The organism is Achromobacter pulmonis, assembly GCF_002885955.2.
Lineage (GTDB): Bacteria > Pseudomonadota > Gammaproteobacteria > Burkholderiales > Burkholderiaceae_B > Achromobacter > Achromobacter pulmonis_A.
On sequence record NZ_POQS01000002.1, the window covers coordinates 231,858 to 257,782 of the forward strand.

The 25,925-nt window shown below is 65.6% G+C and carries 29 protein-coding genes; 6 read left to right on the forward strand and 23 right to left on the reverse strand.

Annotated elements, in window-relative coordinates:
• Positions 1-146 precede the first annotated feature (146 nt).
• Positions 147-950 (forward strand): enoyl-CoA hydratase/isomerase family protein, encoded by an 804-nt coding sequence (locus C1I89_RS07045; RefSeq protein ID WP_102772081.1) that lies wholly within the window; start codon positions 147-149, stop codon positions 948-950.
• 13 nt (positions 951-963) lie between these two features.
• Here C1I89_RS07045 and C1I89_RS07050 read toward each other — a convergent pair whose 3' ends face one another.
• The 11 genes from C1I89_RS07050 to uvrB all read right to left on the reverse strand — a co-directional run bounded on the left by C1I89_RS07050 (position 964) and on the right by uvrB (position 10,482).
• A complete protein-coding gene (locus tag C1I89_RS07050) occupies positions 964-1,848 on the reverse strand; it encodes a methylglyoxal synthase (protein WP_102772082.1) in 885 nt (294 codons plus the stop codon).
• 108 nt (positions 1,849-1,956) lie between these two features.
• Positions 1,957-2,151, reverse strand: a complete 195-nt coding sequence (iscX, locus tag C1I89_RS07055; RefSeq protein ID WP_102772083.1) for a Fe-S cluster assembly protein IscX — start codon at positions 2,149-2,151, stop codon at positions 1,957-1,959.
• Complete coding sequence (gene fdx, locus C1I89_RS07060) at positions 2,151-2,492, reverse strand: ISC system 2Fe-2S type ferredoxin (RefSeq protein ID WP_102772084.1); 342 nt, start codon at positions 2,490-2,492, stop codon at positions 2,151-2,153. Before fdx ends, iscX begins: the two co-directional genes overlap by 1 nt.
• Before the next feature lie 9 nt (positions 2,493-2,501).
• Positions 2,502-4,367 carry a Fe-S protein assembly chaperone HscA gene (gene hscA / locus C1I89_RS07065; RefSeq protein WP_102772085.1) on the reverse strand — a complete coding sequence of 622 codons (1,866 nt, stop codon included), beginning with the start codon at positions 4,365-4,367 and terminating at the stop codon, positions 2,502-2,504.
• 51 nt (positions 4,368-4,418) lie between these two features.
• Positions 4,419-4,931: a Fe-S protein assembly co-chaperone HscB gene (gene hscB, locus C1I89_RS07070; RefSeq protein WP_102772086.1), complete on the reverse strand. Its 513-nt coding sequence runs from the start codon at positions 4,929-4,931 to the stop codon at positions 4,419-4,421.
• 2 nt (positions 4,932-4,933) lie between these two features.
• Positions 4,934-5,257 carry an iron-sulfur cluster assembly protein IscA gene (iscA, locus tag C1I89_RS07075; RefSeq protein WP_102772087.1) on the reverse strand — a complete coding sequence of 108 codons (324 nt, stop codon included), beginning with the start codon at positions 5,255-5,257 and terminating at the stop codon, positions 4,934-4,936.
• Between the two features lie 2 nt (positions 5,258-5,259).
• Complete coding sequence (gene iscU, locus C1I89_RS07080) at positions 5,260-5,664, reverse strand: Fe-S cluster assembly scaffold IscU (protein ID WP_102772088.1); 405 nt, start codon at positions 5,662-5,664, stop codon at positions 5,260-5,262.
• A gap of 33 nt (positions 5,665-5,697) precedes the next feature.
• The gene (locus tag C1I89_RS07085; RefSeq protein ID WP_102772089.1) at positions 5,698-6,909 is read right to left on the reverse strand and encodes an IscS subfamily cysteine desulfurase; all 1,212 of its coding nucleotides are present in this window, start codon (positions 6,907-6,909) and stop codon (positions 5,698-5,700) included.
• 18 nt (positions 6,910-6,927) lie between these two features.
• Entirely contained in the window at positions 6,928-7,467 is a 540-nt protein-coding gene (iscR, locus tag C1I89_RS07090; RefSeq protein WP_062682794.1) for a Fe-S cluster assembly transcriptional regulator IscR, read from the reverse strand.
• Positions 7,468-7,656: 189 nt separating this feature from the next.
• Positions 7,657-8,148 (reverse strand): low molecular weight protein-tyrosine-phosphatase, encoded by a 492-nt coding sequence (locus tag C1I89_RS07095; RefSeq protein ID WP_042794076.1) that lies wholly within the window; start codon positions 8,146-8,148, stop codon positions 7,657-7,659.
• Between the two features lie 240 nt (positions 8,149-8,388).
• Positions 8,389-10,482, reverse strand: a complete 2,094-nt coding sequence (gene uvrB / locus C1I89_RS07100; protein WP_246842352.1) for an excinuclease ABC subunit UvrB — start codon at positions 10,480-10,482, stop codon at positions 8,389-8,391.
• A 75-nt stretch (positions 10,483-10,557) separates the two neighbouring features.
• On the opposite strand from uvrB, the gene C1I89_RS07105 reads away from it, so the two are divergent.
• Both C1I89_RS07105 and lexA read left to right on the forward strand, forming a co-directional pair.
• Positions 10,558-11,757 (forward strand): amino acid aminotransferase, encoded by a 1,200-nt coding sequence (locus C1I89_RS07105; protein WP_102772090.1) that lies wholly within the window; start codon positions 10,558-10,560, stop codon positions 11,755-11,757.
• Between the two features lie 139 nt (positions 11,758-11,896).
• Positions 11,897-12,547, forward strand: coding sequence for a transcriptional repressor LexA (gene lexA, locus C1I89_RS07110; protein ID WP_102772091.1), 651 nt, complete (start codon positions 11,897-11,899; stop codon positions 12,545-12,547).
• A 62-nt stretch (positions 12,548-12,609) separates the two neighbouring features.
• On the opposite strand, the gene lon is transcribed toward lexA, so the two are convergent.
• The 5 genes from lon to C1I89_RS07135 all read right to left on the reverse strand — a co-directional run bounded on the left by lon (position 12,610) and on the right by C1I89_RS07135 (position 19,605).
• Positions 12,610-15,057: an endopeptidase La gene (gene lon, locus C1I89_RS07115; protein ID WP_102772092.1), complete on the reverse strand. Its 2,448-nt coding sequence runs from the start codon at positions 15,055-15,057 to the stop codon at positions 12,610-12,612.
• 255 nt (positions 15,058-15,312) lie between these two features.
• Positions 15,313-16,611: an ATP-dependent Clp protease ATP-binding subunit ClpX gene (gene clpX, locus C1I89_RS07120; protein WP_102772822.1), complete on the reverse strand. Its 1,299-nt coding sequence runs from the start codon at positions 16,609-16,611 to the stop codon at positions 15,313-15,315.
• 102 nt (positions 16,612-16,713) lie between these two features.
• Complete coding sequence (gene clpP, locus C1I89_RS07125; protein ID WP_102772093.1) at positions 16,714-17,367, reverse strand: ATP-dependent Clp endopeptidase proteolytic subunit ClpP; 654 nt, start codon at positions 17,365-17,367, stop codon at positions 16,714-16,716.
• A 4-nt stretch (positions 17,368-17,371) separates the two neighbouring features.
• Entirely contained in the window at positions 17,372-18,682 is a 1,311-nt protein-coding gene (gene tig / locus C1I89_RS07130; protein ID WP_102772094.1) for a trigger factor, read from the reverse strand.
• 167 nt (positions 18,683-18,849) lie between these two features.
• Positions 18,850-19,605 (reverse strand): M48 family metallopeptidase, encoded by a 756-nt coding sequence (locus tag C1I89_RS07135; RefSeq protein WP_102772095.1) that lies wholly within the window; start codon positions 19,603-19,605, stop codon positions 18,850-18,852.
• Between the two features lie 247 nt (positions 19,606-19,852).
• Between C1I89_RS07135 and C1I89_RS07140 the strand changes: the two genes are divergently transcribed.
• A complete protein-coding gene (locus tag C1I89_RS07140; RefSeq protein WP_102772096.1) occupies positions 19,853-20,401 on the forward strand; it encodes a TIGR00645 family protein in 549 nt (182 codons plus the stop codon).
• 74 nt (positions 20,402-20,475) lie between these two features.
• Here C1I89_RS07140 and C1I89_RS07145 read toward each other — a convergent pair whose 3' ends face one another.
• The 5 genes from C1I89_RS07145 to C1I89_RS07170 all read right to left on the reverse strand — a co-directional run bounded on the left by C1I89_RS07145 (position 20,476) and on the right by C1I89_RS07170 (position 22,992).
• Entirely contained in the window at positions 20,476-20,682 is a 207-nt protein-coding gene (locus C1I89_RS07145) for a cold-shock protein (protein WP_042794090.1), read from the reverse strand.
• 230 nt (positions 20,683-20,912) lie between these two features.
• Positions 20,913-21,476, reverse strand: coding sequence for a DUF924 family protein (locus C1I89_RS07155; RefSeq protein WP_102772097.1), 564 nt, complete (start codon positions 21,474-21,476; stop codon positions 20,913-20,915).
• A gap of 127 nt (positions 21,477-21,603) precedes the next feature.
• Positions 21,604-21,807, reverse strand: coding sequence for a cold-shock protein (locus C1I89_RS07160; RefSeq protein WP_102772098.1), 204 nt, complete (start codon positions 21,805-21,807; stop codon positions 21,604-21,606).
• A gap of 372 nt (positions 21,808-22,179) precedes the next feature.
• The gene (locus tag C1I89_RS07165) at positions 22,180-22,500 is read right to left on the reverse strand and encodes a hypothetical protein (RefSeq protein WP_102772099.1); all 321 of its coding nucleotides are present in this window, start codon (positions 22,498-22,500) and stop codon (positions 22,180-22,182) included.
• 93 nt (positions 22,501-22,593) lie between these two features.
• Positions 22,594-22,992, reverse strand: a complete 399-nt coding sequence (locus C1I89_RS07170) for a hypothetical protein (RefSeq protein ID WP_102772100.1) — start codon at positions 22,990-22,992, stop codon at positions 22,594-22,596.
• A 120-nt stretch (positions 22,993-23,112) separates the two neighbouring features.
• Between C1I89_RS07170 and C1I89_RS07175 the strand changes: the two genes are divergently transcribed.
• The gene (locus C1I89_RS07175; RefSeq protein ID WP_102772823.1) at positions 23,113-23,409 is read left to right on the forward strand and encodes a DUF2513 domain-containing protein; all 297 of its coding nucleotides are present in this window, start codon (positions 23,113-23,115) and stop codon (positions 23,407-23,409) included.
• A 13-nt stretch (positions 23,410-23,422) separates the two neighbouring features.
• Here the strand turns inward: C1I89_RS07175 and C1I89_RS07180 are convergent, their stop codons facing one another.
• A complete protein-coding gene (locus C1I89_RS07180) occupies positions 23,423-23,695 on the reverse strand; it encodes a hypothetical protein (protein WP_102772101.1) in 273 nt (90 codons plus the stop codon).
• Positions 23,696-23,755: 60 nt separating this feature from the next.
• Positions 23,756-24,910 carry a DSD1 family PLP-dependent enzyme gene (locus C1I89_RS07185; RefSeq protein WP_102772102.1) on the reverse strand — a complete coding sequence of 385 codons (1,155 nt, stop codon included), beginning with the start codon at positions 24,908-24,910 and terminating at the stop codon, positions 23,756-23,758.
• 99 nt (positions 24,911-25,009) lie between these two features.
• On the opposite strand from C1I89_RS07185, the gene C1I89_RS07190 reads away from it, so the two are divergent.
• Entirely contained in the window at positions 25,010-25,921 is a 912-nt protein-coding gene (locus C1I89_RS07190) for a LysR family transcriptional regulator (protein WP_102772103.1), read from the forward strand.
• Positions 25,922-25,925 lie beyond the last annotated feature (4 nt).

Sequence of the window (25,925 nt, forward strand, 5' to 3'; positions counted from 1 at the left end):
ACAGCGCCGGAAAATCGTTCAATGCTTCGTTCAATGCGTTACGCTAAGCGTGCTCAAAACAAAACCAAGCAAGCGCTCGGTTCAGACCATAGCATCGCGTTTTTTGGATCGACAGCTGGTATTTACCCGATAACGGAGACTCCCCCATGACCCCTGCACTTCCGGCCCTGCGGACGCTGCTTCTGGAAACCGACGGCGCCATCGCGACGGTGACGCTCAACCGCGCCGACGCGCTCAACGCCATCGACGTGGCCATGGCCCGCGACCTGCAGCAGGCGGCCCAATGGCTGGAAGCCCGCGACGACGTCCGCGTGGTGCTGCTGCGCGCCGCGGGCAAGGCGTTCTGCGCCGGCGGCGACATCTCCATGTTCGAAGGCGAGCCCGCGCACGTGCGGGCCACGCTGCTGGACCTGTTCACGCCGCTCAACGATTTCGTCGCCCGCGTCGCGCGCATGGACAAGCTATGGCTGGCCCAGGTGCATGGCATCGCCGCCGGCGCCGGCCTGTCGCTGGTGCTGGCCTGCGACCTGGCCATCGCCGCGGCCGATGCGCGCTTCCTGACCGCCTACCTGAAACTCGGCGCCACGCCGGACGCCGGCATGACGCATGGCCTGACCCGGGTGCTGGGCGCGCGCCGCGCGCTGGACCTGCTGCTGCATCCCGACCCCTTCGGCGCGGCCGAGGCGCTGGCCTGGGGCATCGTCACCCGCACCGCGCCCGCCGGGGATCTGGCCGAAGCGGCGCGGGCCTACGCCGGCGCCCTGGCCGCGAACGCCCCGCACGGCATCGCCGGCGCCAAGGCGCTGCTGCGCGCTGCCGAACACGCCCCGCTGGAAACCCAGCTGGCCGAAGAGACCGCGCGGTTCCTGGACTCGGCCGCGCGCGCCGATTTCGCCGAAGGCGTGCAGGCCTTCCGCGAGAAACGGCCGCCGACATTCAGCGGCAGATAAAGCATAAGGAAAACTAGACGACGCGCTTTTCGACCGCCTGCGCCCAGCGCCGCGCCACCGTCGGCGAGGTGGCGCAGGTGGCCGATTCCGTCACCACGCGCACCGCGCGTTCGAGCAGCTGGATGTCGGCCTCGTGCTGGCGCGCCACGTGCGGGTCTTCGAAGAAGATCACGCGCTGGCACTGGTGTTCCAGCACCAGCTCGGCGATCTGCGCGTCGCCGCCCAGCGGGCCGCTCAGGTAGCGGTGCACCCAGGGCGTGTCCTTCGGCCAGCCGCGCGACCAGGCCAGCTCGTTGAGGCGCCCGCCCGTGGTGCCCGTGGCCACGCGGCGCGCAAAGCGCGACAGCACGTCGAAGTGCTCGGCCGCGAAAGCCACCATTTCGTCCTTCAGGGCGTCGTGGGCGATCAGCGCCAGGGTCTGGCCGGTGAAGTTGAACAGGCGCGAGACCGAGGCGTCCGGCGCCAGCCCGGCGTGCACGCGCTCGACCTCCATCCATTCGATGGCGCCGGCCAGCGTCGAGATGAACGGCCGGCCATGCGTGATGCACTGGCGCTTCAAGGCCAGCGCCTCGGGAAAAATCGAAGACGGGTCGACCGGATCGATCAGGTAGATCGCGCCGTCGAACGGCGCGTCGCCGTCGCGGCCCTCGGTGACCCGGGCCACCAGCTTCATCAGGCCGCCCTCGCGGCCATAGGGATAGCGGATCAGGCCGCTATAGCCCTGCAGCATGCCTTCGCGCACGATGGCGTCGTGCGTGCGGCCCACGGTGTGCAGCTGCACGCCCAGTTCGCGGATGGTGGACGAGCAGGCGCGCAGCCAGCTGAACAGGGCGGCGTCGGGAGTTTCGTGGTGGAGCCGGTTGGCGGCCAGGCCAAAGCGCAATTGGGCAGCGGGCATCGATAGACTCGGGCAAAAGAAACGGCGGAGATACCGATGATACCGTGGCCCGCATTACCCGCCGGCGAAAAAAAAGCTCCCCGGGGGGAGCTTGTCCGAAGCCGGCCTTCAGTCGGCTTCGTCGATCCAGGCCATCTGGATGGCCTCCAGGATTTTCTCGCCGCAATGGGCGGGATCGTCGCTGAAACTCGGCAAGGCCAGGACCCATTCGCGCAGCTGCACGAAGCGCAGCGTCTTGGGGTCCACGTCCGGATACGCATCGGCCAGCGCGGCGGCGATCTCGTAGGTGTCGGTCCACTTCATCAATGGCCCTCTTTCGCGTGGTTGATGGTGTACTTGGGAATCTCGACCGTCAGGTCGGCGTCCGCCACCAGCGCCTGGCACGACAGGCGCGAGGTCGGGGTCAGGCCCCAGGCCTTGTCCAGCAGATCCTCTTCGTCGTCGGTGGCGTCCTCGAGCGAAGCATAACCCTGCTTGACCACCACGTGACAGGTGGTGCAGGCGCACGACAGTTCGCAGGCGTGCTCGATGTCGATGTGGTTGTCCAGCAGCACGCGGCAGATCGACACGCCCTTGGGCGCGTCTTCGATCACCGCGCCTTCCGGGCAGTAATCGGGATGAGGCAATACGGTCAGTTTCGGCATAACGTGTTATCAGGCGATCTCATCTAGTTTGCGGCCGGCCAGCGCGGCGCGGATGCTGCGGTCCATGCGGCGCGCCGCGAACTCGTCGGTCGCCGCCGCCAGGGCCTGCACCGCGTCCTTCACGGTATCGGCGTCGGTCGCGTCCTGCGCCGCGGTGGCGGCCTGCAGGCACTCGTCCACGCGCTTGCGCTCTTCGGCGTCCAGCAGGTCGCCGTCCACGGCCAGCGCGGCCTGCACGGATTCCACCAGCTGGCGGGCATCGACTTGCTGCTCGCGCAGCATGCGGGCCTGCGCGTCGGAATCGGCCTGCGCCACGCTGTCGGCCAGCATCTGCGCGATTTCCTCGTCCGACAGGCCGTAGGACGGCTTGACCGACACCATGGCCTCGACGCCCTGGCTTTGCTCGCGGGCGGTCACGCTCAACAGCCCGTCGGCGTCCACCTGGAAGGTCACGCGGATGCGCGCCGCGCCCGCCACCATGGGCGGAATGCCGCGCAGCTCGAAGCGCGCCAGCGAGCGCGAATCGGCGACCAGGTCGCGCTCGCCCTGCACCACGTGGATGCTCATGGCGGTCTGGCCGTCCTTGAAGGTGGTGAATTCCTGGGCGCGCGCCACCGGAATGGTGCTGTTGCGCGGGATCACGCGCTCCACCAGGCCACCCATGGTTTCCAGTCCCAGCGACAGCGGGATCACATCCAGCAGCAGCCAGTCCTCGCCCGGAGCGCGGTTGCCGGCCAGCAGGTTGGCCTGCAGCGCCGCGCCCAGCGCCACCACCTGGTCGGGGTCCAGGTCGGTCAGGGGCGTGGTGCCGAACAGCTGCCCCACCGCCGCGCGCACCACCGGCATGCGGGTCGCGCCGCCCACCATCACCACGCCGCGCACGTCGGCCGGCGCGAGCGCGGCGTCGCGCAGCGCGCGCCGGGCGCAGTCCAGGGTGCGTTCGATCAGGGGCCGGGCCAGGGTTTCGAATTCGGCGCGGGTCAGCGCCGCGTCCAGCTTGCGGCCGTCCGACAGCGCCAGCTGCACACGGGCCTCGTCGGCATCGGACAGCGCTTCGCGCGCCGCGCGCGCGGCCATCAGCAGGCCGCGCCGGTCCGACGGCGTCAGCTCGCCGCCGGCGGCCAGTCCGGCCAGGGCGCGGTCGGCGATCAGGGAGTCGAAATCGTCGCCGCCCAGCGCCGTGTCGCCGCCCGTGGCGATCACTTCGAACACGCCCTGGGTCAGGCGCAGGATGGAAATGTCGAAGGTGCCGCCGCCCAGGTCGTACACCGCGTACACGCCCTCGGCCGCATGATCCAGGCCGTAGGCGATGGCCGCCGCGGTCGGCTCGTTGAGCAGGCGCAGCACGTTCAGTCCGGCCAGGCGGGCCGCGTCGCGGGTGGCCTGGCGCTGGGCGTCGTCGAAATACGCGGGCACCGTGATGACGGCGCCCACCAGGTCGTCGCCCAGCACGTCTTCGGCGCGCTGGCGCAACACCGCCAGGATCTGCGCCGACACCTCGACCGGGCTCAGGTCGCCCTGCACCGTGCGGATGCGCACCATGCCGGGCGCGTCCACGAATTCGTAGGGCGCGCGCATGGCCTCGGCCTCCGCCAGCGAGCGGCCCATGAAGCGCTTGACCGACACCACGGTGTTGTGGGGGTCCTGCGCCTGCTGGGCCAGCGGCTCGCGGCCCGTGGTGACCTTGCCGTCGGGGAAATAGCGCACGGCAGACGGCAGCAGGGCCTGGCCCTGCGCATCCGTCAGCACTTCGGCGACGCTGCTGCGCACCGCCGCGACGAGGGAATTGGTCGTGCCCAGGTCGATCCCGACCGCCAGCTTGCGCTGGTGCGGCGCGGGCGATTCACCGGGTTCGGATATCTGCAATAAGGCCATGTGATTCGGTTCTTCTGATCTGTGGGCGGCGGCGCGGCCGCGCGCCTTGGGCTATCCGGCGGGCTGGGCTTCTGCCAGTTCCTGCGCCAGCTTCTCCACGAACATCCATTCCCGCACCTTGGCGCCGGCCGCGGCGTAGTCGCGCTCCTGGTCCAGCAGGCGGGCGAGCGTGGCGTGCATGGAAGCGCGCGCCTGCTCCAGCTCGGCCTGCAAGGCGGCCAGGGCGGCTGCGTCGCCGCGCGCATCGTCCAGCATCTCGCGCCAGGTCATCTGCTGCATCAGGAAGGCGCCGTCCATGGAGGTGTTGCTTTCGGTCTGCAGGTCCACGCCGGCCTGTTCGCACAGGTAACGGGCCCGCAGCAGCGGGTCGCGCAGCTGGCGGTAGGCCTCGTTGGCGCGCGCCGCCCATTGCATGGCGACGCGGCGTTCGGCCGGACTGGCGGTGGCGTAACGGTCGGGATGCACCTGGGCGGCGACGGCGCGCCACGCGCTTTCCAACGCCCGGGCGTCGAGGTCGAAGCGTGCCGGCAAGCCGAACAGGCTGAAGTGGTCGTCTCCAGCCAAGACTACACCGTGAACGACTCGCCGCAGCCGCAGGTCGCCTTCTCGTTGGGGTTGCGGAACTTGAAGCCTTCGTTCAGGCCTTCGCGGGCGTAGTCGAGCTCGGTGCCGTCGAGGTAGGACAGGCTCTTGGGATCGACGAAAACCTTCACGCCGAAGCTCTCGAACACCTGGTCCTCGGGCGCCGCGTCGTCCACGTACTCGAGCTTGTAGGCCATGCCGGAGCAGCCCGTGGTCCTAACGCCGAGCCGCAAGCCGATACCCTTTCCGCGCTTCTGCAGGTAGCGGCCGATATGGGTGGCGGCCTGTTGGGTCAGGGTAACGGACATGTTCAGCTCGCCACGGTTTCGGCCGCGACCGAATGCTTTTCTTTGTAGTTCTGCACCGCCGCCTTGATCGCGTCTTCGGCCAGGATGGAACAGTGCACCTTCACCGGCGGCAGGGCCAGCTCTTCGGCGATCTGCGTGTTGCGGATCTTCATGGCCTCGTCGAGCGTCTTGCCCTTGACCCATTCCGTCACCAGCGAGCTGGAGGCGATGGCCGAGCCGCAGCCGTAGGTCTTGAAGCGCGCGTCTTCGATCACGCCGGCTTCGTTGACCTTGATCTGCAGCTTCATGACGTCGCCACAGGCCGGCGCGCCGACCATGCCGGTGCCCACCGATTCGTCCGACTTGTCGAACGAGCCGACGTTGCGGGGGTTTTCGTAGTGATCCAGAACTTTGGTGCTGTAAGACATGCTATTTCTCCACGGATTTCTTGGCGCGGGCGCTTAGTGCGCGGCCCACTGCACGGTGTTCAAGTCGATGCCTTCCTTGGCCATTTCCCACAGCGGCGACATATCGCGCAGCTTGCCGACGCGGCTCTTGATGAGCTCGACGGCGAAGTCGACTTCCTGCTCGGTGGTGAAGCGGCCCAGCGTGAAACGGATCGAGCTGTGCGCCAGCTCGTCGTTGCGGCCCAGGGCGCGCAGCACGTAGGACGGTTCCAGGCTGGCCGAGGTGCAGGCCGAGCCGCTGGAGACGGCCAGTTCCTTGATCGCCATGATCAGGGACTCGCCTTCGACATAGTTGAAGCTGACGTTCAGGTTATGCGGCACGCGCTGGTCCATGTCGCCGTTCAGGTAGACCTCTTCGATCTGCGACAGGCCTTTCCAGAGACGGTCGCGCAACATGCGGATGCGCTCGTTCTCGGTGCCCATTTCCTCGCGGGCCAGGCGGAAGGCCTCGCCCATGCCGACGATCTGGTGGGTGGCCAGCGTGCCGGAGCGGAAACCGCGCTCATGGCCGCCGCCGTGCATCTGCGCTTCGATGCGGATGCGCGGCTTGCGGCGCACGTACAGGGCGCCGATGCCCTTGGGGCCGTAGGTCTTGTGGGCCGAGAACGACATCAGGTCCACCTTGAGCTTCTGCAGGTCGATTTCCACCTTGCCGGTGGCCTGCGCGGCGTCGACGTGGAAGATGATGCCCTTCTCGCGGCAGATTTCGCCCAGGGTTTCCACGTCCTGGATCACGCCGATTTCGTTGTTCACCATCATCACGGACACCAGCACGGTGTCGGGGCGCAGCGCGGCCTTGAAGGTGTCCAGGTCGATCAGGCCGTTGTCCTTGACGTCCAGGTAGGTCACTTCGAAGCCCTGGCGCTCCAGCTCGCGACAGGTGTCGAGCACGGCCTTGTGCTCGGTCTTGACGGTGATGATGTGCTTGCCGCGCTCGGAGTAGAAGTTCGCGGCGCCCTTGATGGCCAGGTTGTCGGATTCCGTGGCGCCGGAGGTCCAGACGATTTCGCGCGGGTCGGCGTTGACCAGCTTGGCGACTTCTTCGCGGGCGCGCTCGACGGCCTCTTCCGACTCCCAGCCGAACGCGTGGCTGCGCGAAGCCGGGTTGCCGAAGTTGTCGTACAGCCAGGGCACCATCTTTTCAACGACGCGGGGATCGACGGGCGTCGTGGCGGAATAGTCCAGATAGATCGGGCGGGTGGTCATTTCTACAACTCCTACTACTTATACGGTGGCATTGGCGGCGACGGTCGCGGTCGGGGCATTGGCGGCGTTGGCGCCCCCCACCCGGTTGACGCGGACTGCGCAGGCCTGTGCCTGATTGTTGGCTTCCTGCAGCTGGCGCACGCGCTGCTGATCGACCAGATCCTGCAGCGACACCGAGTCCAGGTAATCGACCATCTTGCGGTTGAGCGTGGCCCAGAGTTCGTGCGTCATGCACTTGCCCGGCTTGCCGTCGTTGCCGCTGGTACAGTCGCGCTTGCCGCCGCAGCTGGTGGCGTCCAGCGGCTCGTCGACAGCGAAGATGATGTCGGCGACGGTCACGTTGCGCGCCAGGCGGGCCAGCGAATAGCCGCCGCCCGGGCCGCGCACGCTGTCCACGAGCTCGTGGCGGCGCAGCTTGCCGAACAGCTGTTCCAGGTAGGACAACGAGATATTCTGACGCTGGCTGATGGCCGCAAGCGTGACCGGACCGCTATGCTGCCGCATAGCCAGGTCGATCATGGCAGTCACGGCGAAACGCCCTTTGGTAGTTAGCCGCATGGTAGGTTCCCAGTGATTCGGCAACGGCCGCCGGCGAATCCAGCGGCCAATACCCGAGTAATTGGCTCAAGTATAGCCTAATCCCGACTAATTTGGTATGGCACCGGCCTAGAAAAAACCGCGCATATGCGCGGTTTTTCATTGCCAGGCACTTCCGGGAACCGCACACAGGCGGTTCCGAGTACGGAATCAGGCTGCCTGGTACTGGGTTGCGCGCTTGCGCACCAGTTCGAGCACACCCTGACAGGCGTCTTCGAGATAGTCCAGAACCTTGCCGAAACCGTCGGCGCCGCCATAGTAGGGATCGGGCACGGTGGCCTCTTCGAACTCGTTGGCAAAGCGCATCAGCAGCATCAGCTTGTGCTGGTAGGCCTTGGGGCACTGCTGCTGCATGGCCGAGAGGTTGTCCCAGTCCATGGCGAGGATCAGGTCGAAATCGCGGAAATCTTCCGCGGTGACCTGACGCGCTTCGCAGTGCGTGATCTCGTAGCCGCGCTTGCGCGCTGCGGCCTGCGCCCGGGCATCAGGCGCCTCGCCGATGTGAAACGCGTGCGTGCCCGCGGAGTCGATGCGAACCACATCGCTCAAACCCGCGTCATTCACCAAATGGCGAAACACGCCCTCTGCGCTCGGCGAGCGACAGATATTGCCCATGCAAACGAAAAGTACCTTGGTCATCATGGGTGTAAGTGTGCGGGAAAACCCGAGATAAGGCAAGTTTTTTTTGCGTTTGCGTAAATGGCTCAGGGCAAATATGTCCCCATCACTTTTTCATATAATTCAATGGCTTGCATCAACAATCAAAAGCAACGCTTGAACTCCGGGGCAGGATAATCGACGGCGCCGCAGGCGGGCGATTGCAACGCAACAGATCCACAGCCGATTCAGCAAGGTGTCAGCAAAAAGACACAACAAGATACGTCAGACGGCGCCGTCCAGCAGCACCCGCTGTTTCAGTGCGGTCAGGGCGTCGCGCGCCGCCGCGGCCTGCTCGAATTCCAGGTTGCGGGCGTGGTCCATCATCAGCTTTTCCAGGCGCTTGATTTCACGCGCCATGGCCTTTTCGTCCTTCATGAATTCGGCCGGCACCGCCGCTTCCAGCGCGTCGTGCTGGGTCGGCGCGACGATGCCGTCGATGAGCTCGCGCACCGCCTTCTGCACGCCGCGCGCCGTGATGCCGTGGTCCTCGTTGAACTGCAGCTGCTTGTTGCGGCGGCGGCCGGTTTCCTCGATGGCGCGCTGCATCGAATCGGTGATGCGGTCGGCATAGAGGATGGCGTGGCCGTTCAGGTTGCGCGCGGCCCGCCCGATGGTCTGGATCAGGCTGCGCTCGGAACGCAGGAAACCCTCTTTGTCGGCGTCCAGGATGGCGACCAGCGACACTTCGGGAATGTCCAGGCCTTCGCGCAGCAGGTTGATCCCCACCAGCACGTCGAAGGTGCCCAGGCGCAGGTCGCGGATGATCTCCACCCGCTCGACTGTGTCGATGTCGGAGTGCAGGTAGCGCACCCGCACGCCGTGCTCGCTCAGGAAGTCCGTCAGGTCCTCGGCCATGCGCTTGGTCAGGGTGGTGACCAGCACCCGTTCGCTGCGCGCCACGCGTTCCTTGATCCGGCCCAGCAGGTCGTCGACCTGAGTGCGCGCCGGAAGCACCTCGACCAGCGGATCGACCAGGCCGGTGGGACGCACCACCTGCTCGACGACGTTGTCGGCGTGCTCTTTCTCGTAGGCGGCCGGCGTGGCCGAGACGAATACGCACTGGCGCATGCGGGCCTCGAACTCCTCCAGCCGCAGCGGCCGGTTGTCCAGCGCCGAGGGCAGCCGGAACCCGTACTGCACCAGCGTCTCCTTGCGCGAGCGGTCGCCGCGGTACATGCCGCCCAGCTGGCCGATGGTGACGTGGCTTTCGTCGATGAACATGAGCGCGTCGGCCGGCAGGTAGTCGATCAGGGTGGGCGGCGGCTCGCCCGGGGCGGCGCCCGACAGGTGGCGCGAGTAGTTCTCGATGCCCTTGCAGAAGCCCAGCTCCTGCAGCATCTCCAGGTCGAAGCGGGTGCGCTGCTCCAGGCGCTGGGCCTCGACCAGGTGACCGTCGTCGGTGAAGCGCCTGACGCGTTCGCGCAGCTCTTCCTTGATGGTCTCGATGGCGCGCAGCACGGTGTCGCGCGGCGTCACGTAGTGCGAGCCGGGATAGACGGTGAAGCGCGGCAGCTTCTGGCGGATGCGGCCGGTCAGGGGGTCGAAGAGCTCCAGGCTTTCGACCTCGTCGTCGAACAGCGTCAGGCGCAGCGCCAGCTCGGGGCTTTCGGCCGGAAAGATGTCGATGGTCTCGCCGCGCACGCGGAAGGTGCCGCGCGTGAAATCGGCGTCGTTGCGGGTGTACTGCATGGCGACCAGGCGCGCCAGGATCTCGCGCCGCGAGATCTGGTCGCCAGCGCGCAGGATCAGCACCATCGCGTGGTAGTCGCCGGGATTGCCGATACCGTAGATACACGACACCGTGCCCACGATGATGGTGTCGCGGCGCTCCAGCAGGCTCTTGGTGGCCGACAGCCGCATCTGCTCGATGTGCTCGTTGATGGAGGAGTCTTTCTCGATGAACAGGTCGCGCGTCGGCACGTAGGCCTCGGGCTGGTAGTAGTCGTAGTACGAGACGAAGTACTCGACCGCGTTCTTCGGGAAGAACTCGCGCATCTCGGCGTAGAGCTGCGCGGCCAGCGTCTTGTTGGGGGCCAGCACCAGCGCGGGCCGGCCCAGGCGCGCGATGACGTTGGCCATGGTGTAGGTCTTGCCCGAACCGGTCACGCCCAGGAGCGTCTGGAACATCAGGCCGTCTTCGACGCCCTGGACCAGGCCGTCGATGGCGGCGGGCTGGTCGCCGGCCGGCGGATATGGCTGGTACAGGTGAAACGGGCTGCCCGGAAAGTCGATGAAGCCGCCGCCGGCAACGGCTGGCACGCCATCGTCCCCGGCGACGACGGCTTCCACGCTCGGGTCTATTGTGGGCTTAGGCATGCTAGACTCTTCCAGGGTAAACCCCCCATTATCCACAGCACCCCGGACTGCGTCCACCCACCTCATCAGACTCCCATGAGCACCCTTTTCGATTCCGTCGAACTCGCGCCGCGCGACCCCATTCTTGGCCTGAACGAACAATACAACGCCGACACGCGTCCCGGTAAAGTCAATCTGGGCGTGGGCGTGTACTACGACGACGAGGGCCGCATCCCCCTGCTGGGCGCGGTGCGCAAGGCTGAAACCGCCCGCATCGAGGCCGCCGCGGCCCGCGGCTACCTGCCGATCGAAGGTATCGCCGGTTACAACGCCGGCGCGCAGGCCCTGCTGCTGGGCAAGGATTCCGCGCTGGCCGCCGCCGGCCGCGTGCTGACCACCCAGGCCCTGGGCGGCACGGGCGCGCTGAAGATCGGCGCCGACTTCCTGCGCCAGCTGCTGCCCTCCTCCAAGGTCCTGATCAGCAACCCGAGCTGGGAAAACCACCGCGCGCTGTTCGAGCGCGCCGGTTTCGAAGTCGGCACCTACGCCTACTACGACGCCGCCACCCGCGGCCTGGACTTCGACGCCATGCTGGCCGACCTGAAGGCCGCTCCGGCCAAGACCGTGGTCGTGCTGCACGCCTGCTGCCACAACCCCACCGGCGTGGACCCCACCATGGACCAGTGGAAGCAGATCGCCGCCGTGGTCAAAGAAAACAATCTGGTGCCGTTCCTGGACATCGCCTACCAGGGCTTCGGCGACGGCCTGACGGAAGACGCCGCGGTCGTGCGCATGTTCGCCGACCTGGACCTGACCATGTTCATCAGCTCCTCGTTCTCGAAGTCGTTCTCGCTGTACGGCGAGCGCGTCGGCGCGCTGACGGTCGTGGCCGGCAGCAAGGACGAAGCCGCCCGCGTGCTGAGCCAGCTCAAGCGCGTGATCCGCACCAACTACTCCAACCCGCCCACCCACGGCGGCACGGTGGTGTCCACGGTGCTGAACACGCCCGAACTGTTCGCCATGTGGGAACAGGAACTGGCCGGCATGCGCGACCGCATCCGCCTGATGCGCAAGCAGCTGGTCGAGAAGATCCAGGAACACGGCGGCAAGCAGGACTTCAGCTTCGTGCTGCGCCAGCGCGGCATGTTCTCGTACTCGGGCCTGACCGCCGCCCAGGTGGACCGCCTGCGCGAAGAGCATGGCGTCTACGCCGTATCCAGCGGCCGCATCTGCGTGGCCGCGCTCAACAGCGGCAACATCGACAAGGTCGCCAAGAGCATCGCCGCGGTGCTGTAAACGGCCCGCCATCCGGCCTCAAACGGGACCCGCGGGTCCCGTTTTTCATGGGCGCCCGCCCACGGCTTGCTTTTTTGCGCTGCGTCCCCCAGAATGGCCGCTGTATATATGTACAGTCCGCCAGCAACGGATCATCGCCATGGCCAGCAAACTCACCGATCGCCAACAGCAAATCCTGGATCTCATCAGGCAAACCGTCGCGCGCACGGGCTTTCCGCCCACACGCGCCGAGATCGCGCAGGCCCTGGGTTTCCGCTCGCCCAACGCAGCCGAAGACCACCTCAAGGCGCTGGCGCGCAAGGGGGCCATCGAGCTCACCGCGGGCGCCTCGCGCGGCATCCGCCTGAAGGACGCCGCCGGCGCGCCCGCGCAGGCCTCCCTGCCCATGCCCGCCCTGGCGCAGCTCTTGCTGCCGCTGGTGGGCCGCGTGGCCGCCGGCAGCCCCATACTGGCGGCCGAACACGTCGAACGCGAGGTCGGCGTAGACCCCAACCTGTTCGCCCAGGCGCCCGACTACCTGCTGAAGGTGCGCGGCATGAGCATGCGCGACGCCGGCATCCTCGAAGGCGACCTGCTCGCCGTCAAAAAAGCGTCCGAGGCCCGCAACGGCCAGATCGTGGTGGCCCGCCTCGGCGACGACGTCACGGTCAAGCGCCTGCAGCGCCAGAACGGCCATATCGAGCTCCTGCCCGAAAATCCGGACTTCCAGACCATCGTGGTCGGGGCCGACCAGGATTTCGCGCTGGAAGGCATCGCGGTGGGGCTGATTCGTACGCACGCGCTGCATTGATCCTGCGCGCAGGCATAAAGAAACCCGCCTAGGGCGGGTTTCCTTTTGGGCGGCCGAACCGGTCAGTGCTTGAGCACCGGATCGGTCGAGCCTTCGGCGGGCTTGGCCACCAGGGGCTCCTTGACCGCTTCTTCCTCGGCCAGGGGCTCGGGCAGGCGTTCCAGCGCCAGCTCCAGCACCTTGTCGATCCAGCGCACCGGCACGATCTCGAGGTGGTTCTTGACGTTGTCCGGAATCTCCGCCAGGTCCTTGACGTTTTCTTCCGGGATCAGAACCATCTTGATCCCGCCGCGGTGGGCGGCCAGCAGCTTTTCCTTCAGGCCGCCGATGGGCAGCACTTCGCCGCGCAGCGTGATCTCGCCGGTCATGGCGACGTCGGCGCGCACCGGGATGCGCGACAGGGCCGACACCATGGCCGTGGTGATCGCGATACCGGCGGACGGGCCGTCCTTGGGCGTCGCGCCTTCCGGCACGTGCACGTGCATGTCGTGCTTCTCGAACACGCTGTCGGCAAAGCCCAGGCGGCGGGCGCGCGAGCGCACCACCGTGCGGGCCGCCTCGACCGATTCCTTCATCACGTCGCCCAGCGAACCGGTGCGTTGGATGACGCCCTTGCCGGGCATGTCGGCGACTTCGATCGTCAGCAGGTCGCCGCCGACTTCGGTCCACGCCAGGCCGGTGACCTGGCCGATCTGGTTTTCCTTCTCGGCCATGCCGAAGGCGTAGCGGCGCACGCCCAGGTATTCGTTCAGGTTCTCACCCGTCACGTTGACCGGCTTGACCTCGGGCGTCTTGCCCTCGGCCTTGGCGCGGTCGGCCTGGGTCAGCAGCTGCTTGATGACCTTGCGGCAGATCTTGCCCACTTCGCGTTCGAGCGCACGCACGCCGGCTTCGCGGGTGTAGTAGCGCACGATGTCGCGCAGCGCGCTGTCGTCGACGGTCAGCTCGCTATCCTTGACGCCGTTGTTCTTCATCAGCTTGGGCAGCAGATGGTCGCGGGCGATGTGGATCTTTTCTTCCTCGGTGTAGCCCGACAGGCGGATCACTTCCATCCGGTCCAGCAGGGCCGGCGGAATGTTCAGCGTGTTGCTGGTGGCCACGAACATGACGTCGGACAGGTCGAAGTCGACTTCGATGTAGTGGTCCTGGAACGTGTGGTTCTGTTCCGGGTCCAGCACTTCGAGCAGGGCCGACGAGGGGTCGCCGCGGAAATCCATGCCCAGCTTGTCGATTTCATCGAGCAGGAACAGCGGATTGCGCACGCCCACCTTGGACATGTTCTGGACGATCTTGCCCGGCATGGAGCCGATGTACGTGCGGCGGTGGCCGCGGATCTCGGCTTCGTCGCGCACGCCGCCCAGCGCCATGCGCACGAACTTGCGGTTCGTGGCCTTGGCGATGGACTGCCCCAGCGAGGTCTTGCCCACGCCCGGAGGGCCGACCAGACACAGGATCGGCGCCTTCACCTTGTCCACGCGCTGCTGCACGGCAAGGTATTCCAGGATGCGTTCCTTGACCTTCTCCAGGCCATAGTGGTCGTTGTCCAGCACCGCCTCGGCGTTGCTGATGGAATTGTTGATCTTGCTCTTTTTCTTCCAGGGAAGATTGATGAGCGTATCGATGTAGTTGCGCACCACGGTGGCTTCGGCCGACATGGGCGACATGAGCTTGAGCTTCTTGAGCTCGGCATCGGCCTTCTTGCGCGCCTCTTTGGGCATGTGCGCGGCGATGATCTTCTTTTCGAGCTCTTCGATGTCCGCGCCCTCTTCGCCCTCGCCCAACTCCTTCTGAATGGCCTTGACCTGCTCATTCAGGTAGTAGTCGCGCTGGCTCTTTTCCATCTGCTTCTTCACGCGGCCGCGAATCCGCTTCTCGACCTGGAGGATGTCGATTTCGGTTTCGAGCTGCGTGAGCAGGCCTTCGAGGCGCTCGGAGGTGCCGACGATCTCGAGCATTTTCTGCTTCTGCTCGAGTTTCAGCGGAAGATGCGCGGCGATCGTGTCGGCCAGGCGCCCGGCATCGTCGATGCCGGCCAGCGAGGTCAGGATCTCCGGGGGGATCTTCTTGTTCAGTTTTACGTACTGCTCGAACTGGGCGACGATCGCGCGGCGCAGGGCCTCGGTTTCGGAGCCCTGCATGGCGTCGGGTTCGATCGGCGACACCTGGCAGGTGAAGTGCGAATCGGCGTCTTCGATGCTGTTGATGCGGGCGCGCTGGGTGCCCTCGACCAGCACCTTGACGGTGCCGTCGGGCAGCTTGAGCATTTGCAGGATGCCGGCGACGCAGCCGATCTCGTAGACGTCTTCGGGCGTGGGATCATCCTTGCCGGCGGATTTCTGGGCCACCAGCATGATGCTTTTGCCCGCTTCCATCGCAACCTCGAGCGCGCGGATCGAGCGCGGACGGCCGACGAACAGCGGGATGACCATGTGCGGGAACACCACCACGTCGCGCAGTGGGAGCAGGGGCAGGTCGATCGGGTCGGAAGGCAGGGTCTGGCTGGCAGACATAGGAGGTTCCTCGGTATGACTCGGCGTATCGGGGACGGTTGGCCCGATTTTCGGACCAAGCACGTCAGTTACGTCTGTTATGGGAACAATAGCCGAAAATTCAAGATCTCGGCGCCTCGATAGCCCAAAGGTTAAAAAAACCCCGCGGGGGCACCTTCAGTATGCAGGGGACAGGGCCGGGAGAAAAGCGGATTTCCCCCGACGGTACGCCAGGAGACAAAAAAACCCGTTACGAGAACGGGCTTTTTTGAAATATCAGGCCGCGGCGTCCCTGACTTCTCCCCGCTCCGGCTTGTCCGTCGCGGCGGCTTCGTCGGCGTAGATCAGCAAGGGCTTGCCGTCTCCGTCGATGGCGCCTTCGTCCAGCACCACGCGCTTGACGTTGCCCTGGGAAGGCAGGTCGTACATGGTGTCGAGCAGGGCCTGCTCGATGATGGAGCGCAGGCCGCGGGCGCCGGTCTTGCGGCGCAGCGCCTTGCGGGCGATCGCCTTGAGGGCGGCGGGCCGCACGTCGAGCTCGGCGCCTTCCATGGCGAACAGCTTCTGGAACTGCTTGAGCAGGGCGTTCTTGGGCTCGGTGAGGATCTGCACCAGCGCGGCCTCGTCCAGCTCGTCCAGCGTGGCGACCACCGGCAGGCGGCCGACCAGCTCGGGGATGAGGCCGAACTTGATCAGGTCTTCCGGCTCGACTTCGGAGAACAGCTCGCCCACGCCGCGTTCGGACTTGGCGCGCACCGAGGCCGAGAAGCCGATGCCCGATTTCTCGGTACGGTCGCGGATGACCTTTTCCAGCCCGTCGAAGGCGCCGCCGACGATGAACAGGATGTTGGTCGTGTCGACCTGGACGAAGTCCTGGTTGGGGTGCTTGCGCCCGCCCTGCGGCGGCACCGAGGCGACCGTGCCTTCGATCAGCTTGAGCAGGGCCTGCTGCACGCCCTCGCCCGACACGTCGCGGGTGATGGACGGGTTGTCCGACTTGCGCGAGATCTTGTCGATTTCATCGATGTAGATGATGGCGCGCTGCGCCTTTTCCACTTCGTAGTTGCAGTTCTGCAGCAACTTCTGAATGATGTTCTCGACGTCTTCGCCCACGTAGCCGGCTTCGGTCAGCGTGGTGGCGTCGGCCATGACGAAGGGCACGTTCAGCATGCGCGCCAGCGTCTGGGCCAGCAGCGTCTTGCCCGACCCGGTGGGGCCGATCAGCATGATGTTGCTCTTGGAGAGCTCGACCTCGTCGCCCTTGATCTCGCCGTGGCGGATGCGCTTGTAGTGGTTGTAGACCGCCACCGCCAGCATGCGCTTGGGCGAATTCTGCCCGATCACGTACTGGTCGAGGAAGGTCTTGATTTCAGCCGGAGTGGGCAGCTCGGAACGAATCGCCGCGCGCGCGGTGGCCTGCGCCTCTTCGCGGATGATGTCGTTGCACAGATCTATGCATTCATCGCAGATGAATACCGACGGACCCGCGATCAGCTTGCGGACTTCATGCTGGCTTTTATTGCAAAACGAGCAATGCAGCACTTTTGCGTCTGCCGATCCCTTTTTTTCAGGCATATTTCTTTCGTATCTCAGGTAAAGATGCGCCAGCCCAGCGAAGGTCTGGCGCATGCGCTTACTCAAATATGGTGGCAGCGGGTTCGAATATCAACCGGGAAGTCAGCCTTCCGTGCGGGAGCTCATTACCTTGTCCACCAGTCCATACGATACCGCATCTTCGGCCGACATGAAGTTGTCACGCTCCGTGTCTATGCCGATGCGCTCCATCGTCTGGCCGGTATTGTCGGCCAGGATGCGGTTCAGGCGCTCGCGCAGGTCCAGGATTTCGCGGGCCTGGATCTGGATGTCCGAGGCCTGCCCCTGGGCGCCGCCCGAGGGCTGGTGGATCATGATGCGGGAGTTGGGCAGCGTGAAACGCTTGCCCTTCTTGCCCGCCGCCAGCAGGAACGCGCCCATGCTGGCCGCCAGACCGGTGCACAGCGTGGACACGTCCGGCTTGACGAACTGCATCGTGTCGTAGATGGCCATGCCCGCGTACACCGACCCGCCGGGCGAGTTGATGTACAGGGAAATGTCCTTGTCAGGATTCTCCGATTCCAGGAACAGCAACTGCGCGACGACCAGGTTGGCCGTGGCGTCGTTGACCGGTCCCACCAGGAAAATGAGCCGCTCGCGGAGCAGACGCGAATAGATGTCGTAGGCGCGCTCGCCGCGCCCCGACTGCTCGATCACCATGGGAATGTAGCCCAGGCCGGTAGGGGTCACCGACGACCCGCCGTTCATTGCCGCATAGAAATCGGTGAATCTCTGCATAGTGTTACGCCATCCCCATCAACTGATCGAAAGGCACCTTCTCTTCGGTGACCTTGGCCTTTTCCAGCACGTGCGCGACGACATTGTCTTCCAGCACGATCGCCTCGATTTCAGCACGACGCTGGCGGTCGGCCAGGTAATAGCTGACAACCTGGGCGGGTTGTTCGTAGTTCTGGGCGAACTCTTCGATGCGCGCGCGCACCTGCTCGGGCTTGGCCTGCAGCTGGGCTTGCTTGACCAGTTCCGAGACCAGCAGGCCCAGGCGGACGCGACGCTCGGATTCGGTCGTGAAGGCTTCGGCCGGGATCGGCACGGACTCGGCGTTGGGGATGCCGCGCTGCTTCAGTTCTTCGCGGGCGGCGGCCACGCGGCCTTGCACGTCGTTGTCGACCAGGGCCTTCGGCACGTCGAACTTGCCGGCTTCGACCAGGGCGTCCATCACGCTGGACTTGGTGCGGCCTTGCGAGCGCACCTTGACTTCGCGTTCGATGTTGCTGCGGATGTCGGCCTTGAGCTTTTCCAGGTCGCCTTCGGGCTGGCCGAGGGACTTGGCGAATTCGCCGTTGAGTTCGGGCAGCACGCCTTCGGCCACTTCCTTCACGGTGATCGTGAATTCGGCGGTCTTGCCGGCGACTTCCTTGCCCTGGTAGTCATCGGGGAACTTGAGCGGGAAGACCTTGGTGTCGCCGGCCTTCAGGCCGCGCGCGGCTTCTTCGAACTCGGGCAGCATGCGGCCCTGGCCCAGCACGAAGGGGAAGTCTTCGGCCTTGCCGCCTTCGAACGGCACGCCGTCGATGGTGCCGGCGAAGTCCAGCGTGATGCGGTCGCCGTCGGCGGCGGCACGGCCTTCGCGGGCTTCGAACGTGGCGCGCTGCTTGCGCAGGACGTCCAGGGTCTTTTCGACTTCGGCGTCGGTGACGGCGGTTTCGTAACGGGTGACGGCCAGCGCCGACAGGTCGGGCACGGCGACTTCGGGGTAGACCTCGAACGTGGCGGTGAACGCCAGCGTGTCGTCGGCGACGCCTTCGGTCTTGGGTTCGAGGTTCGGGGCGCCGGCGACGCGCAGTTTGGCGCCGTCCACGGCCTGCTCGAAGGCACGGCCGACTTGGCTATTGATCACGTCGTAGCGGATGCCGGGGCCATGGCTGCGCTCGAGCATGGCGAGCGGGGCCTTGCCCGGACGGAAGCCGGGGACCTTGGCGGTCCGGGCCACGCGCTTCAATTGCGCCTGGACTTCCTTTTCGACGTCGGCCACCGAGACGGCCAGATCAACACGGCGCTCCAGGCCGGAGAGGGTTTCAACCACAGGCTGCATTAAAAGACCTATATTCCGAGAGATAAGAGATAACGGGCGGATAAACACGCCATTTTACCGGAAAGTTCCGGACCGCTGACGCAAAGAGGCGCGAGCACCCGGATAAGTCCGGATACTCGCGCCCCGTTTTCCACTCCGCATGGGGCGGAAAAACGCCTGCCAGCGCCTTACTTGGCCTTGGCGATGCGCTCTTCGATGTGCTGCGCACGCTTGGCCGAGGACGGATGCGAGCTCATCATATCGCTCTTGCCGCCGTCCAGTTCGGCCAGCTTCTGGAACGCGGTCACCAGGCCGCGGGTGTTCTGCTTCTTGGACTGCAGCAGGTCGAACGAGTAGTCGTCGGCGGCGCTTTCCTGCGATTGCGAGAACTGCGCGTTGATGAACTTCTCGGTCAGGTCGCCCAGCTGCGACGAGCTGAGGGCGGCGACCGTCGCGCCGCCCGCCGCGCCGGCGGCGTCGCGCGCGGCCGAAACCGTGTAGGCGGTCTGCATGGCCTTCTTGCTGTGGCCCAGCGCCACGTGGCCGATTTCGTGGCCGACCACGCCCATCACTTCGTCGTCGGTCATCATGTCCATCAGGCCGCTGTAGACGCGGATGCAGCCATTGGCCATGGCCCAGGCGTTCACGTCCTTGGTGATGTAGACCTTGTAGCTGGCCTTCTGGCCGTTGACCGTGCCGCCCAGCGCCTTGGCGATCTTCTGCAGGCGGGCGTCGTACTTGCTGCCGGGCGCGGCGATCTTCTCCTGCGAATCGCTCTGGGCGCACGACTTGTCCGAAAGCGTCTTGATTTCGGCGTCGCTCAACGTGGCGGCCTGCACGACCTTGCTGCCGGCGCCGACCAGTCCGCCGATGTCCAGCGCATGCGAGGCGGAATAAGGGGCAAGCGCGACGGCCAACGCGGCCACGGTGTAGCGGATCTTCATGGGAACAAACTCCTCTTGAGTGGCTCTATGCCAACGAGGCGGCAATTCTATATATGGCCAATGTGCTCCGAACGTTTCGGCACACAGTTTCGCAAATGCCAGTTTTTCTTACATAAAACCCCGGCAGACGGCGGGCAATCGTGCTATCGGCCATGGCCCGCCGTCATGAAAACGGATGCACGCCGCCACATGCCGTTGATAGAATTGCGCCCGCTTTTTTCGCACACATCTACGGCTCGCACCCAACATGATTCATAACTCCCCTCCCCGCCTGGGCCTGCTGCCCGGCCTGATCTTCAGTTCCCGCTGGCTGCAGCTGCCGCTGTACCTGGGCCTGATCGTGGCGCAAGGCGTCTACGTCATGCTGTTCCTGAAGGAGCTGTGGCACCTGCTCACGCACGCCACCAGCTTCGGCGAGATGGAGATCATGCTGCTGGTGCTGGGCCTGATCGACGTGGTCATGATCTCGAACCTGCTGGTGATGGTGATCGTCGGCGGCTACGAGACCTTCGTCTCGCGGCTGCGCCTGCAAGGCCATCCCGACCAGCCGGAGTGGCTCAGCCACGTCAACGCCAGCGTGCTCAAGGTCAAGCTGGCCATGGCCATCATCGGCATCTCGTCGATCCACCTGCTGCGCACCTTCATCGAGGCCGGTACGCTGGGCACGGCCAACGCGCGCTTCACCGAAGCCGGCGTCATGTGGCAGACCATCATCCATGCCCTGTTCATCTTCTCGGCGCTGGGCATCGCGCTGGTCGACAAGCTCTCCACGCCCGCCAGCCACGCCAAGCACTGACGGCGCCGCGGCTACGCGGAGGCGAAAAAAAACCCCACGCATGCGCGTGGGGTTTTTTCATGCGGCCGCTGAGATCAGGCCGCGACCTTGATGTTCTTCGCACTGGGCCCCTTGGGCCCGGTGCCCACGTCGAAGGTGACGCGCTGGTTTTCCTGCAGCGACTTGTAGCCTTCGCTGCGGATCTCGGAGTAGTGCGCGAAAAGATCCTTGCTGCCGTCGTCGGGCATGATGAAGCCATAACCCTTTTCGGCGTTGAACCACTTAACGATGCCGGTTGCCATGGAGTGTCCTTGACCTATGAAAAGCGATTGCTCGCGGGGCGCCAGATCATCAAGGATGGGAGAGGAAACAACCGCTGCACCACTGACGGCGACAAGAGAAACGCAAACCGCGTCGCTTGAAAATCTCGCTGAACCCAGTGTATTGGCGAACCTCGAAAATCGTCAAACAAATGCGCGCACCGGTTTATTTTTCAAGTTGCCACGTCAGGAAACATAAAGATACCAAGTGGCTAGCCCGCGAATCCGCCGGCGTCCAGGAACTCCTGTTCGGCCTGCGTAGTCTGCCGGCCGAGCGCGCCATTGCGATGCGGAAAGCGTCCGAAACGCTTGATGATGTCGCGATGCAGGACCGCCCAATGCAGTGAATCCGCGTCCACCGGCTCCATCAGCGCGACGGCGCGGTTCTGCGCCGCCAGGTTTTCGGCATGCTCGAACGGCAGGTAGAAAAACGGGCGCAGCTGCCGGTCGACGGCCAGGTCGTGGCCGGCCGCGATGGCGCGCTCGGCGAAGTATTGGGCCAGAGGATCGGTGGCGTACATGTGCGCCGTGTCCCGGTAGGCGTTGCGGGGGAACTGGTCCAGCAGGATCATCAGCGCCAGCGCGCCGGTGGCGTCATCCAGCCAGCCGTCCAGCCGGCGCGCGGCCGCCTCGCGGTGCGCGTCCTCGAAACGGACGCGGAACTCGGCGTCGAACTCGGGATTCTTGCTGAACCATTTTTGCGGCCCGGCATCGACCCAGAAGGAAACGACGTCCTGCGGTCGGATGGCGAGCGGCGTGGCGGTGGATTCGGTCATGTGGGCGCGATCCTGCTTGATTGGCGGCGGTGGGAATAGCCAGAGAATAACGCGCCCGCGGCGCCGGGGCCGCGGCCGAAAAACAAAAAAGCCCCGCTAGCGGGGCTTCTTCGAAAAACTCAGGACCTTACAGGACCTGGATTTTCGTGGCTTGCGGGCCCTTGGGGCCATTGGCCGTCACAAAGCTGACGCGCTGGTTCTCTTCCAGGGACTTGAAGCCCGTACCCTGAATTTCGGAGAAGTGGGCGAACAGATCCTTGCCACCCGCTTCCGGAGTGATGAAGCCATAGCCCTTTTCCGAGTTGAACCACTTAACGACGCCGGTTTCCATACTGTATTTCCTAGAGATAATGGGCAAATGCCCGGAGGTCACGAATCAATCAAGGAGGGGACAGTAGAACAATAACGCTGAGCCGGAAAAGGCACGGCACTGAACGAAAATCGCAACGCTTGTGATCGTGTGCCGACACTATCGTTAGGTTCCCCTCATAAGTCAACATAATCCTAAAAATTGCGTGCCAATAATGCAACAAAGGGAAACGGCGCACAAAATACACACGAATTCATAGGCAATAAGAGGTCCTGCATAGGTGTAAACACCCATACATCATAAAAAAACAATCAAGGCTTATATAAATGCCGTCCCCACCTGCGCACACCCTGCATACGCCGTTTGGACTAGCACTTTGGTTTGCCGCCAGGCTTACTCGTCGATAGGTAAACCCAACAAATCGAGTGCCGCGCCAAAAGCATCGGGACCCGAGCAAAGGAAAACCGCCACGTCGCCGGGATTCATATTTTCCAGGACCTGGTCGATTTGTTCTTGCGCATTATCAACATTGTCGACATTCGCGGCGTGTATATCCGCCCCCGCATCGACTTTTGCGCGCGGCACAATGTCTGCGATCGCATTCAGATCGGTCACGCCCACGACCACGTAGACGCTGATGCTTTCGCCGTCCAGCGTGGTGTGCAGCTCAACGCCGCCCGCCACGTCGGCAACCTGCCGACTTACAATTTCCATGTTCCATCTTCCTAAATTCGCGGGACAGGCCCGCCCGGGCACGCACCTCGCGGGTGCACACGCACGCCCAGGCGCGACTATAACAGCCTTGGGCTAGGGCTTCCTGACATTCGGACCGAGCGAGCGGCGCGCCGCGCCCGAGGTGGCCGCCACGTTGCGGCATTGCACGCCTGCGGCGGCCAGCGCATCGCGCAGCGGCTTCTGGGCGGCCAGGAATGCGGACTTTTCATCGTCCGCCAGCTTGCAGACGAACAACTGCGCCTGCAGCTGGGTGCGGCGGGCCTTGCGGTTGCCGGCATCCTGCGCGAGCCAGTCGCCGATCCAGGCGGCGGCCGCCTCGGCGCTGCCCTGCTGCTTGACGTGGCCCAGCAGGTCGAACACGGTCACGCCGTCGATCCGTTCGTCGTCGCCGCGCGACAGGAACAGCTTGGCGGCCTGGCCCGAATAGCCGGGGACCACCGCGAGGCAATCGCGTTCTGCGGGTTTTTTCATGGTGTATGCACTGTCGGTTATCGGAAAGCCTGGACTGTAACCCGGGCGCAGCCGCTGTCGCATTGCCGCCGCCGAACTCTGCTATCGTCGGACTGATCCCTTCCCTACATGGTGGACATCATGCAACGCGATTTCGATCTGGTCGTCACGATTCTGGGCGCCCTGCGCGACGCGCCGGGCCCCAACCTGAGCACGCACGACATCAAGAACGCGGCCCTGGCGCCGCATCCCGAAGAACAAGCCCTGCAGCTGGTCGCGCATCATCTCGACCTGCTCGAGGATGCAGGCCTGGTCAAGCAGGTCAGCGAAACCGCCGCCAATGCGGGCGCGACGCGCTGGCGCATCACCTGGAAGGGCTATGACGCCCTGGAGCAGGACGAGGAAGACGAAGACGAGGATTTCGACGCCGAGGAATGAGGCGCCGGCAGGCTCAGCGGCGCCGCAGAATGCGCCGCGTGAGCAGCGACGCGGCGGCGCCGATCACCAAGCTGAACATGAAGGCGGCGATCGACAGCATCACCGACAGATCGCTGAAGCCGCCGCGGCGCGACAGCACGAACACCACCACGAACACGGCCGCCGCCAGCGCGGCGACACCCGCGGGCGCATGCTTGACGGAACCCAGGCGGCCGCACAGCGCGCCGCCGGCCAGCGCCGCCGCCACCACCGCGGCCATGGACCAGAACAGATATTCGTACTGCATGCGAACCATCTCCCCGAAGGCATTGAGGCGCACGCATTATAGGCGCGCCCCCGCGCCGCCCTACCAGCCGCGGAAGCGTTCCCAGTGCGCCACCACCTCGGGCGAGCCGTCGCGCACGACTTCATACGCGTCGTGCTGGGCGCAGGTGGCGCAGGCATGGTTGGGCACGATCCGCAATTTGGCGCCCAGCGGCAGGTCCGGCAGGGCCGCTGCGCTGCCGGGACGCACCTTGATGATGCCCTGCTCCTGGTTGGTCTCGGCCAGCAGCAGATCGGGATAGACCTTGCCGGAGGCGTCGCAGACGAGCCCGTACAGCTGATCGACGCGCTGCCTGGCGGTTCCGCGGTCGCGCGACATGGCCATCCACCCGGCGTCCACCAGTACCCAGCCCTTGTCGGGCTGATGGCCGATCACTGTGGTCAATACGGTGGCCGCGATGTCGTCGACCTCGCACACGCCCAGGCCCGCCATCACCAGGTCGAAGAACACGTATACGCCGGCGCGCACCTCAGTCACGCCGTCCAGGCTGCGCGCGAAATGCGCCGTGGGCGTGGAGCCCACGCTGACCACCGGGCACGGCAGGCCGGCCTTGCGGATGGCCTCGGCGCAACTGACGGCGGCCTGCCTTTCCTGCTCGGCCATGTCGGCGATGGCCTCGATGCTGTCGCAGCCATAGGATTCGCCCGCATGGGTCATAACTCCCCGCAGGCAGGCGCCCTGCTCATGCAGCGTCCTGGCGATGGCCAGCAGCTGCTCGGTATTGCCGGGCTGCACGCCGGCGCGGTGGCCGTCGCAGTCGATCTCGATCAGCGCGGGAATGGGGTCGCCGGCGTCGCGGGCGCGGCGCGCCACGGCCTGCGCCGCCTCGATGCTGTCGACCACCACGGTCAGATCGACGCCGCGGCGGCGCAGCGCCAGCACGCGGTCCAGTTTCGCCGGCGAGACGCCGACGGCGTACAGCAGATCGGTGACGCCGGCGGCGGCGAACTGCTCGGCCTCCTGCAACGTCGACACCGCGGCCGGGCCTTGCGGCGTGGACATCAGCCGGCGCGCGACCTCGATGGACTTGGGCGTCTTGAGGTGCGGGCGCAACTGCACGCCATGACCGGCCATCAAGGCGTTCAGGCGCTCGATGTTGCGCGCCATGCGGGTCTCGTCGAGCAGCAGGCACGGGGTGTCCAGGGAGTCCACGGTGGATGGGGCGGCGGCGGTCATGGGCGTCTCGGCATGGCGGATTGGAATGCCTGCCAGTATGGCGCGGCGGCGCCCTCCCGTGTTTAATATCGACTTAATCATCCATTAATGCGACGCTGAATGATTACCACCGACGACCTGCGCTTTTTCCTGAGCCTGGCGGCGACCCGCTCGCTGGCCGAGGCGGCCCGCATGATGGACGTGACCCCGCCGGCCGTCACGCAGCGCCTGCATGCGCTGGAAAAGCGCCTGGGCGTCAGGCTGGTCAACCGCTCCGGGCGCGGCACGGCGCTGACCGACGAGGGCCGGCTGCTGGCCTTGCGGGCCGAGCAGATCTGCGCGGAACTGGGCGACCTGGCCGACGAACTGGCGGGCCGGCGCGGCGTGGTGGCGGGCCATCTGCGCGTGGTCGCCCCGCTGGGCTTCGGCCAGCGCTACGTCGCCGGGCTGGTGGCGCAATTCCGCGAGCGCAGCGAGAACCTCACCGCCAGCCTCACGCTGTCGGACGGCCCGCCCCGGCTCGCCGCCGACGACTGGGACGTCATGGTCCATATCGGCGAACTGCGCGATTCGACGCTGGTGGCCCATCCGCTGGCGCCCAACCGCCGCCTGCTATGCGCCGCTCCCGCCTACCTGGCGCGCCGCGGCGCGCCCGCCAAGCCGGAAGACCTGCGCGGGCACGATTGCATCGCGCTGCGCGAAAACGACGAGGACGTGACGCTGTGGCGCTTCAGGCAGGGGCGCGGCGCAGCGGTCGGCGTGCGCATCGCGCCGGTGCTGTCGAGCAACGCCGGCGAAACCGCGGTGGAGTGGGCGCTGGCCGGGCACGGCATCATCGTGCGTTCGGAATGGGACGTGGCGGCGCACCTGCAGGCGCGCCGGCTGGTGCCGCTGCTGGCCGGCTGGACCCTGCCGCAGGCCAACGTGGTGGCCCTGGTGAAATCGCGCCAGGAACTGGCCGCGCGCACCGCCGGATTCCTCGCACACCTGCGGGCGGCCTTCGCCACGCCGCCGTGGCGCGCCCAGGTTTAGGCCG

Excerpts from the sequence above, each read along its gene's own strand:
- C1I89_RS07045 (WP_102772081.1), top strand. The coding sequence starts at position 147 with ATGACCCCTGCACTTCCGGCCCTGCGGACGCTGCTTCTGGAAACCGAC.
- C1I89_RS07050 (WP_102772082.1), bottom strand. The coding sequence starts at position 1,848 with ATGCCCGCTGCCCAATTGCGCTTTGGCCTGGCCGCCAACCGGCTCCAC.
- iscX (WP_102772083.1), bottom strand. The coding sequence starts at position 2,151 with ATGAAGTGGACCGACACCTACGAGATCGCCGCCGCGCTGGCCGATGCG.
- fdx (WP_102772084.1), bottom strand. The coding sequence starts at position 2,492 with ATGCCGAAACTGACCGTATTGCCTCATCCCGATTACTGCCCGGAAGGC.
- hscA (WP_102772085.1), bottom strand. The coding sequence starts at position 4,367 with ATGGCCTTATTGCAGATATCCGAACCCGGTGAATCGCCCGCGCCGCAC.
- iscA (WP_102772087.1), bottom strand. The coding sequence starts at position 5,257 with ATGTCCGTTACCCTGACCCAACAGGCCGCCACCCATATCGGCCGCTAC.
- iscU (WP_102772088.1), bottom strand. The coding sequence starts at position 5,664 with ATGTCTTACAGCACCAAAGTTCTGGATCACTACGAAAACCCCCGCAAC.
- C1I89_RS07085 (WP_102772089.1), bottom strand. The coding sequence starts at position 6,909 with ATGACCACCCGCCCGATCTATCTGGACTATTCCGCCACGACGCCCGTC.
- iscR (WP_062682794.1), bottom strand. The coding sequence starts at position 7,467 with ATGCGGCTAACTACCAAAGGGCGTTTCGCCGTGACTGCCATGATCGAC.
- C1I89_RS07095 (WP_042794076.1), bottom strand. The coding sequence starts at position 8,148 with ATGATGACCAAGGTACTTTTCGTTTGCATGGGCAATATCTGTCGCTCG.
- uvrB (WP_246842352.1), bottom strand. The coding sequence starts at position 10,482 with ATGCCTAAGCCCACAATAGACCCGAGCGTGGAAGCCGTCGTCGCCGGG.
- C1I89_RS07105 (WP_102772090.1), top strand. The coding sequence starts at position 10,558 with ATGAGCACCCTTTTCGATTCCGTCGAACTCGCGCCGCGCGACCCCATT.
- lexA (WP_102772091.1), top strand. The coding sequence starts at position 11,897 with ATGGCCAGCAAACTCACCGATCGCCAACAGCAAATCCTGGATCTCATC.
- lon (WP_102772092.1), bottom strand. The coding sequence starts at position 15,057 with ATGTCTGCCAGCCAGACCCTGCCTTCCGACCCGATCGACCTGCCCCTG.
- clpX (WP_102772822.1), bottom strand. The coding sequence starts at position 16,611 with ATGCCTGAAAAAAAGGGATCGGCAGACGCAAAAGTGCTGCATTGCTCG.
- clpP (WP_102772093.1), bottom strand. The coding sequence starts at position 17,367 with ATGCAGAGATTCACCGATTTCTATGCGGCAATGAACGGCGGGTCGTCG.
- tig (WP_102772094.1), bottom strand. The coding sequence starts at position 18,682 with ATGCAGCCTGTGGTTGAAACCCTCTCCGGCCTGGAGCGCCGTGTTGAT.
- C1I89_RS07135 (WP_102772095.1), bottom strand. The coding sequence starts at position 19,605 with ATGAAGATCCGCTACACCGTGGCCGCGTTGGCCGTCGCGCTTGCCCCT.
- C1I89_RS07140 (WP_102772096.1), top strand. The coding sequence starts at position 19,853 with ATGATTCATAACTCCCCTCCCCGCCTGGGCCTGCTGCCCGGCCTGATC.
- C1I89_RS07145 (WP_042794090.1), bottom strand. The coding sequence starts at position 20,682 with ATGGCAACCGGCATCGTTAAGTGGTTCAACGCCGAAAAGGGTTATGGC.
- C1I89_RS07155 (WP_102772097.1), bottom strand. The coding sequence starts at position 21,476 with ATGACCGAATCCACCGCCACGCCGCTCGCCATCCGACCGCAGGACGTC.
- C1I89_RS07160 (WP_102772098.1), bottom strand. The coding sequence starts at position 21,807 with ATGGAAACCGGCGTCGTTAAGTGGTTCAACTCGGAAAAGGGCTATGGC.
- C1I89_RS07165 (WP_102772099.1), bottom strand. The coding sequence starts at position 22,500 with ATGGAAATTGTAAGTCGGCAGGTTGCCGACGTGGCGGGCGGCGTTGAG.
- C1I89_RS07170 (WP_102772100.1), bottom strand. The coding sequence starts at position 22,992 with ATGAAAAAACCCGCAGAACGCGATTGCCTCGCGGTGGTCCCCGGCTAT.
- C1I89_RS07175 (WP_102772823.1), top strand. The coding sequence starts at position 23,113 with ATGCAACGCGATTTCGATCTGGTCGTCACGATTCTGGGCGCCCTGCGC.
- C1I89_RS07180 (WP_102772101.1), bottom strand. The coding sequence starts at position 23,695 with ATGCAGTACGAATATCTGTTCTGGTCCATGGCCGCGGTGGTGGCGGCG.
- C1I89_RS07185 (WP_102772102.1), bottom strand. The coding sequence starts at position 24,910 with ATGACCGCCGCCGCCCCATCCACCGTGGACTCCCTGGACACCCCGTGC.
- C1I89_RS07190 (WP_102772103.1), top strand. The coding sequence starts at position 25,010 with ATGATTACCACCGACGACCTGCGCTTTTTCCTGAGCCTGGCGGCGACC.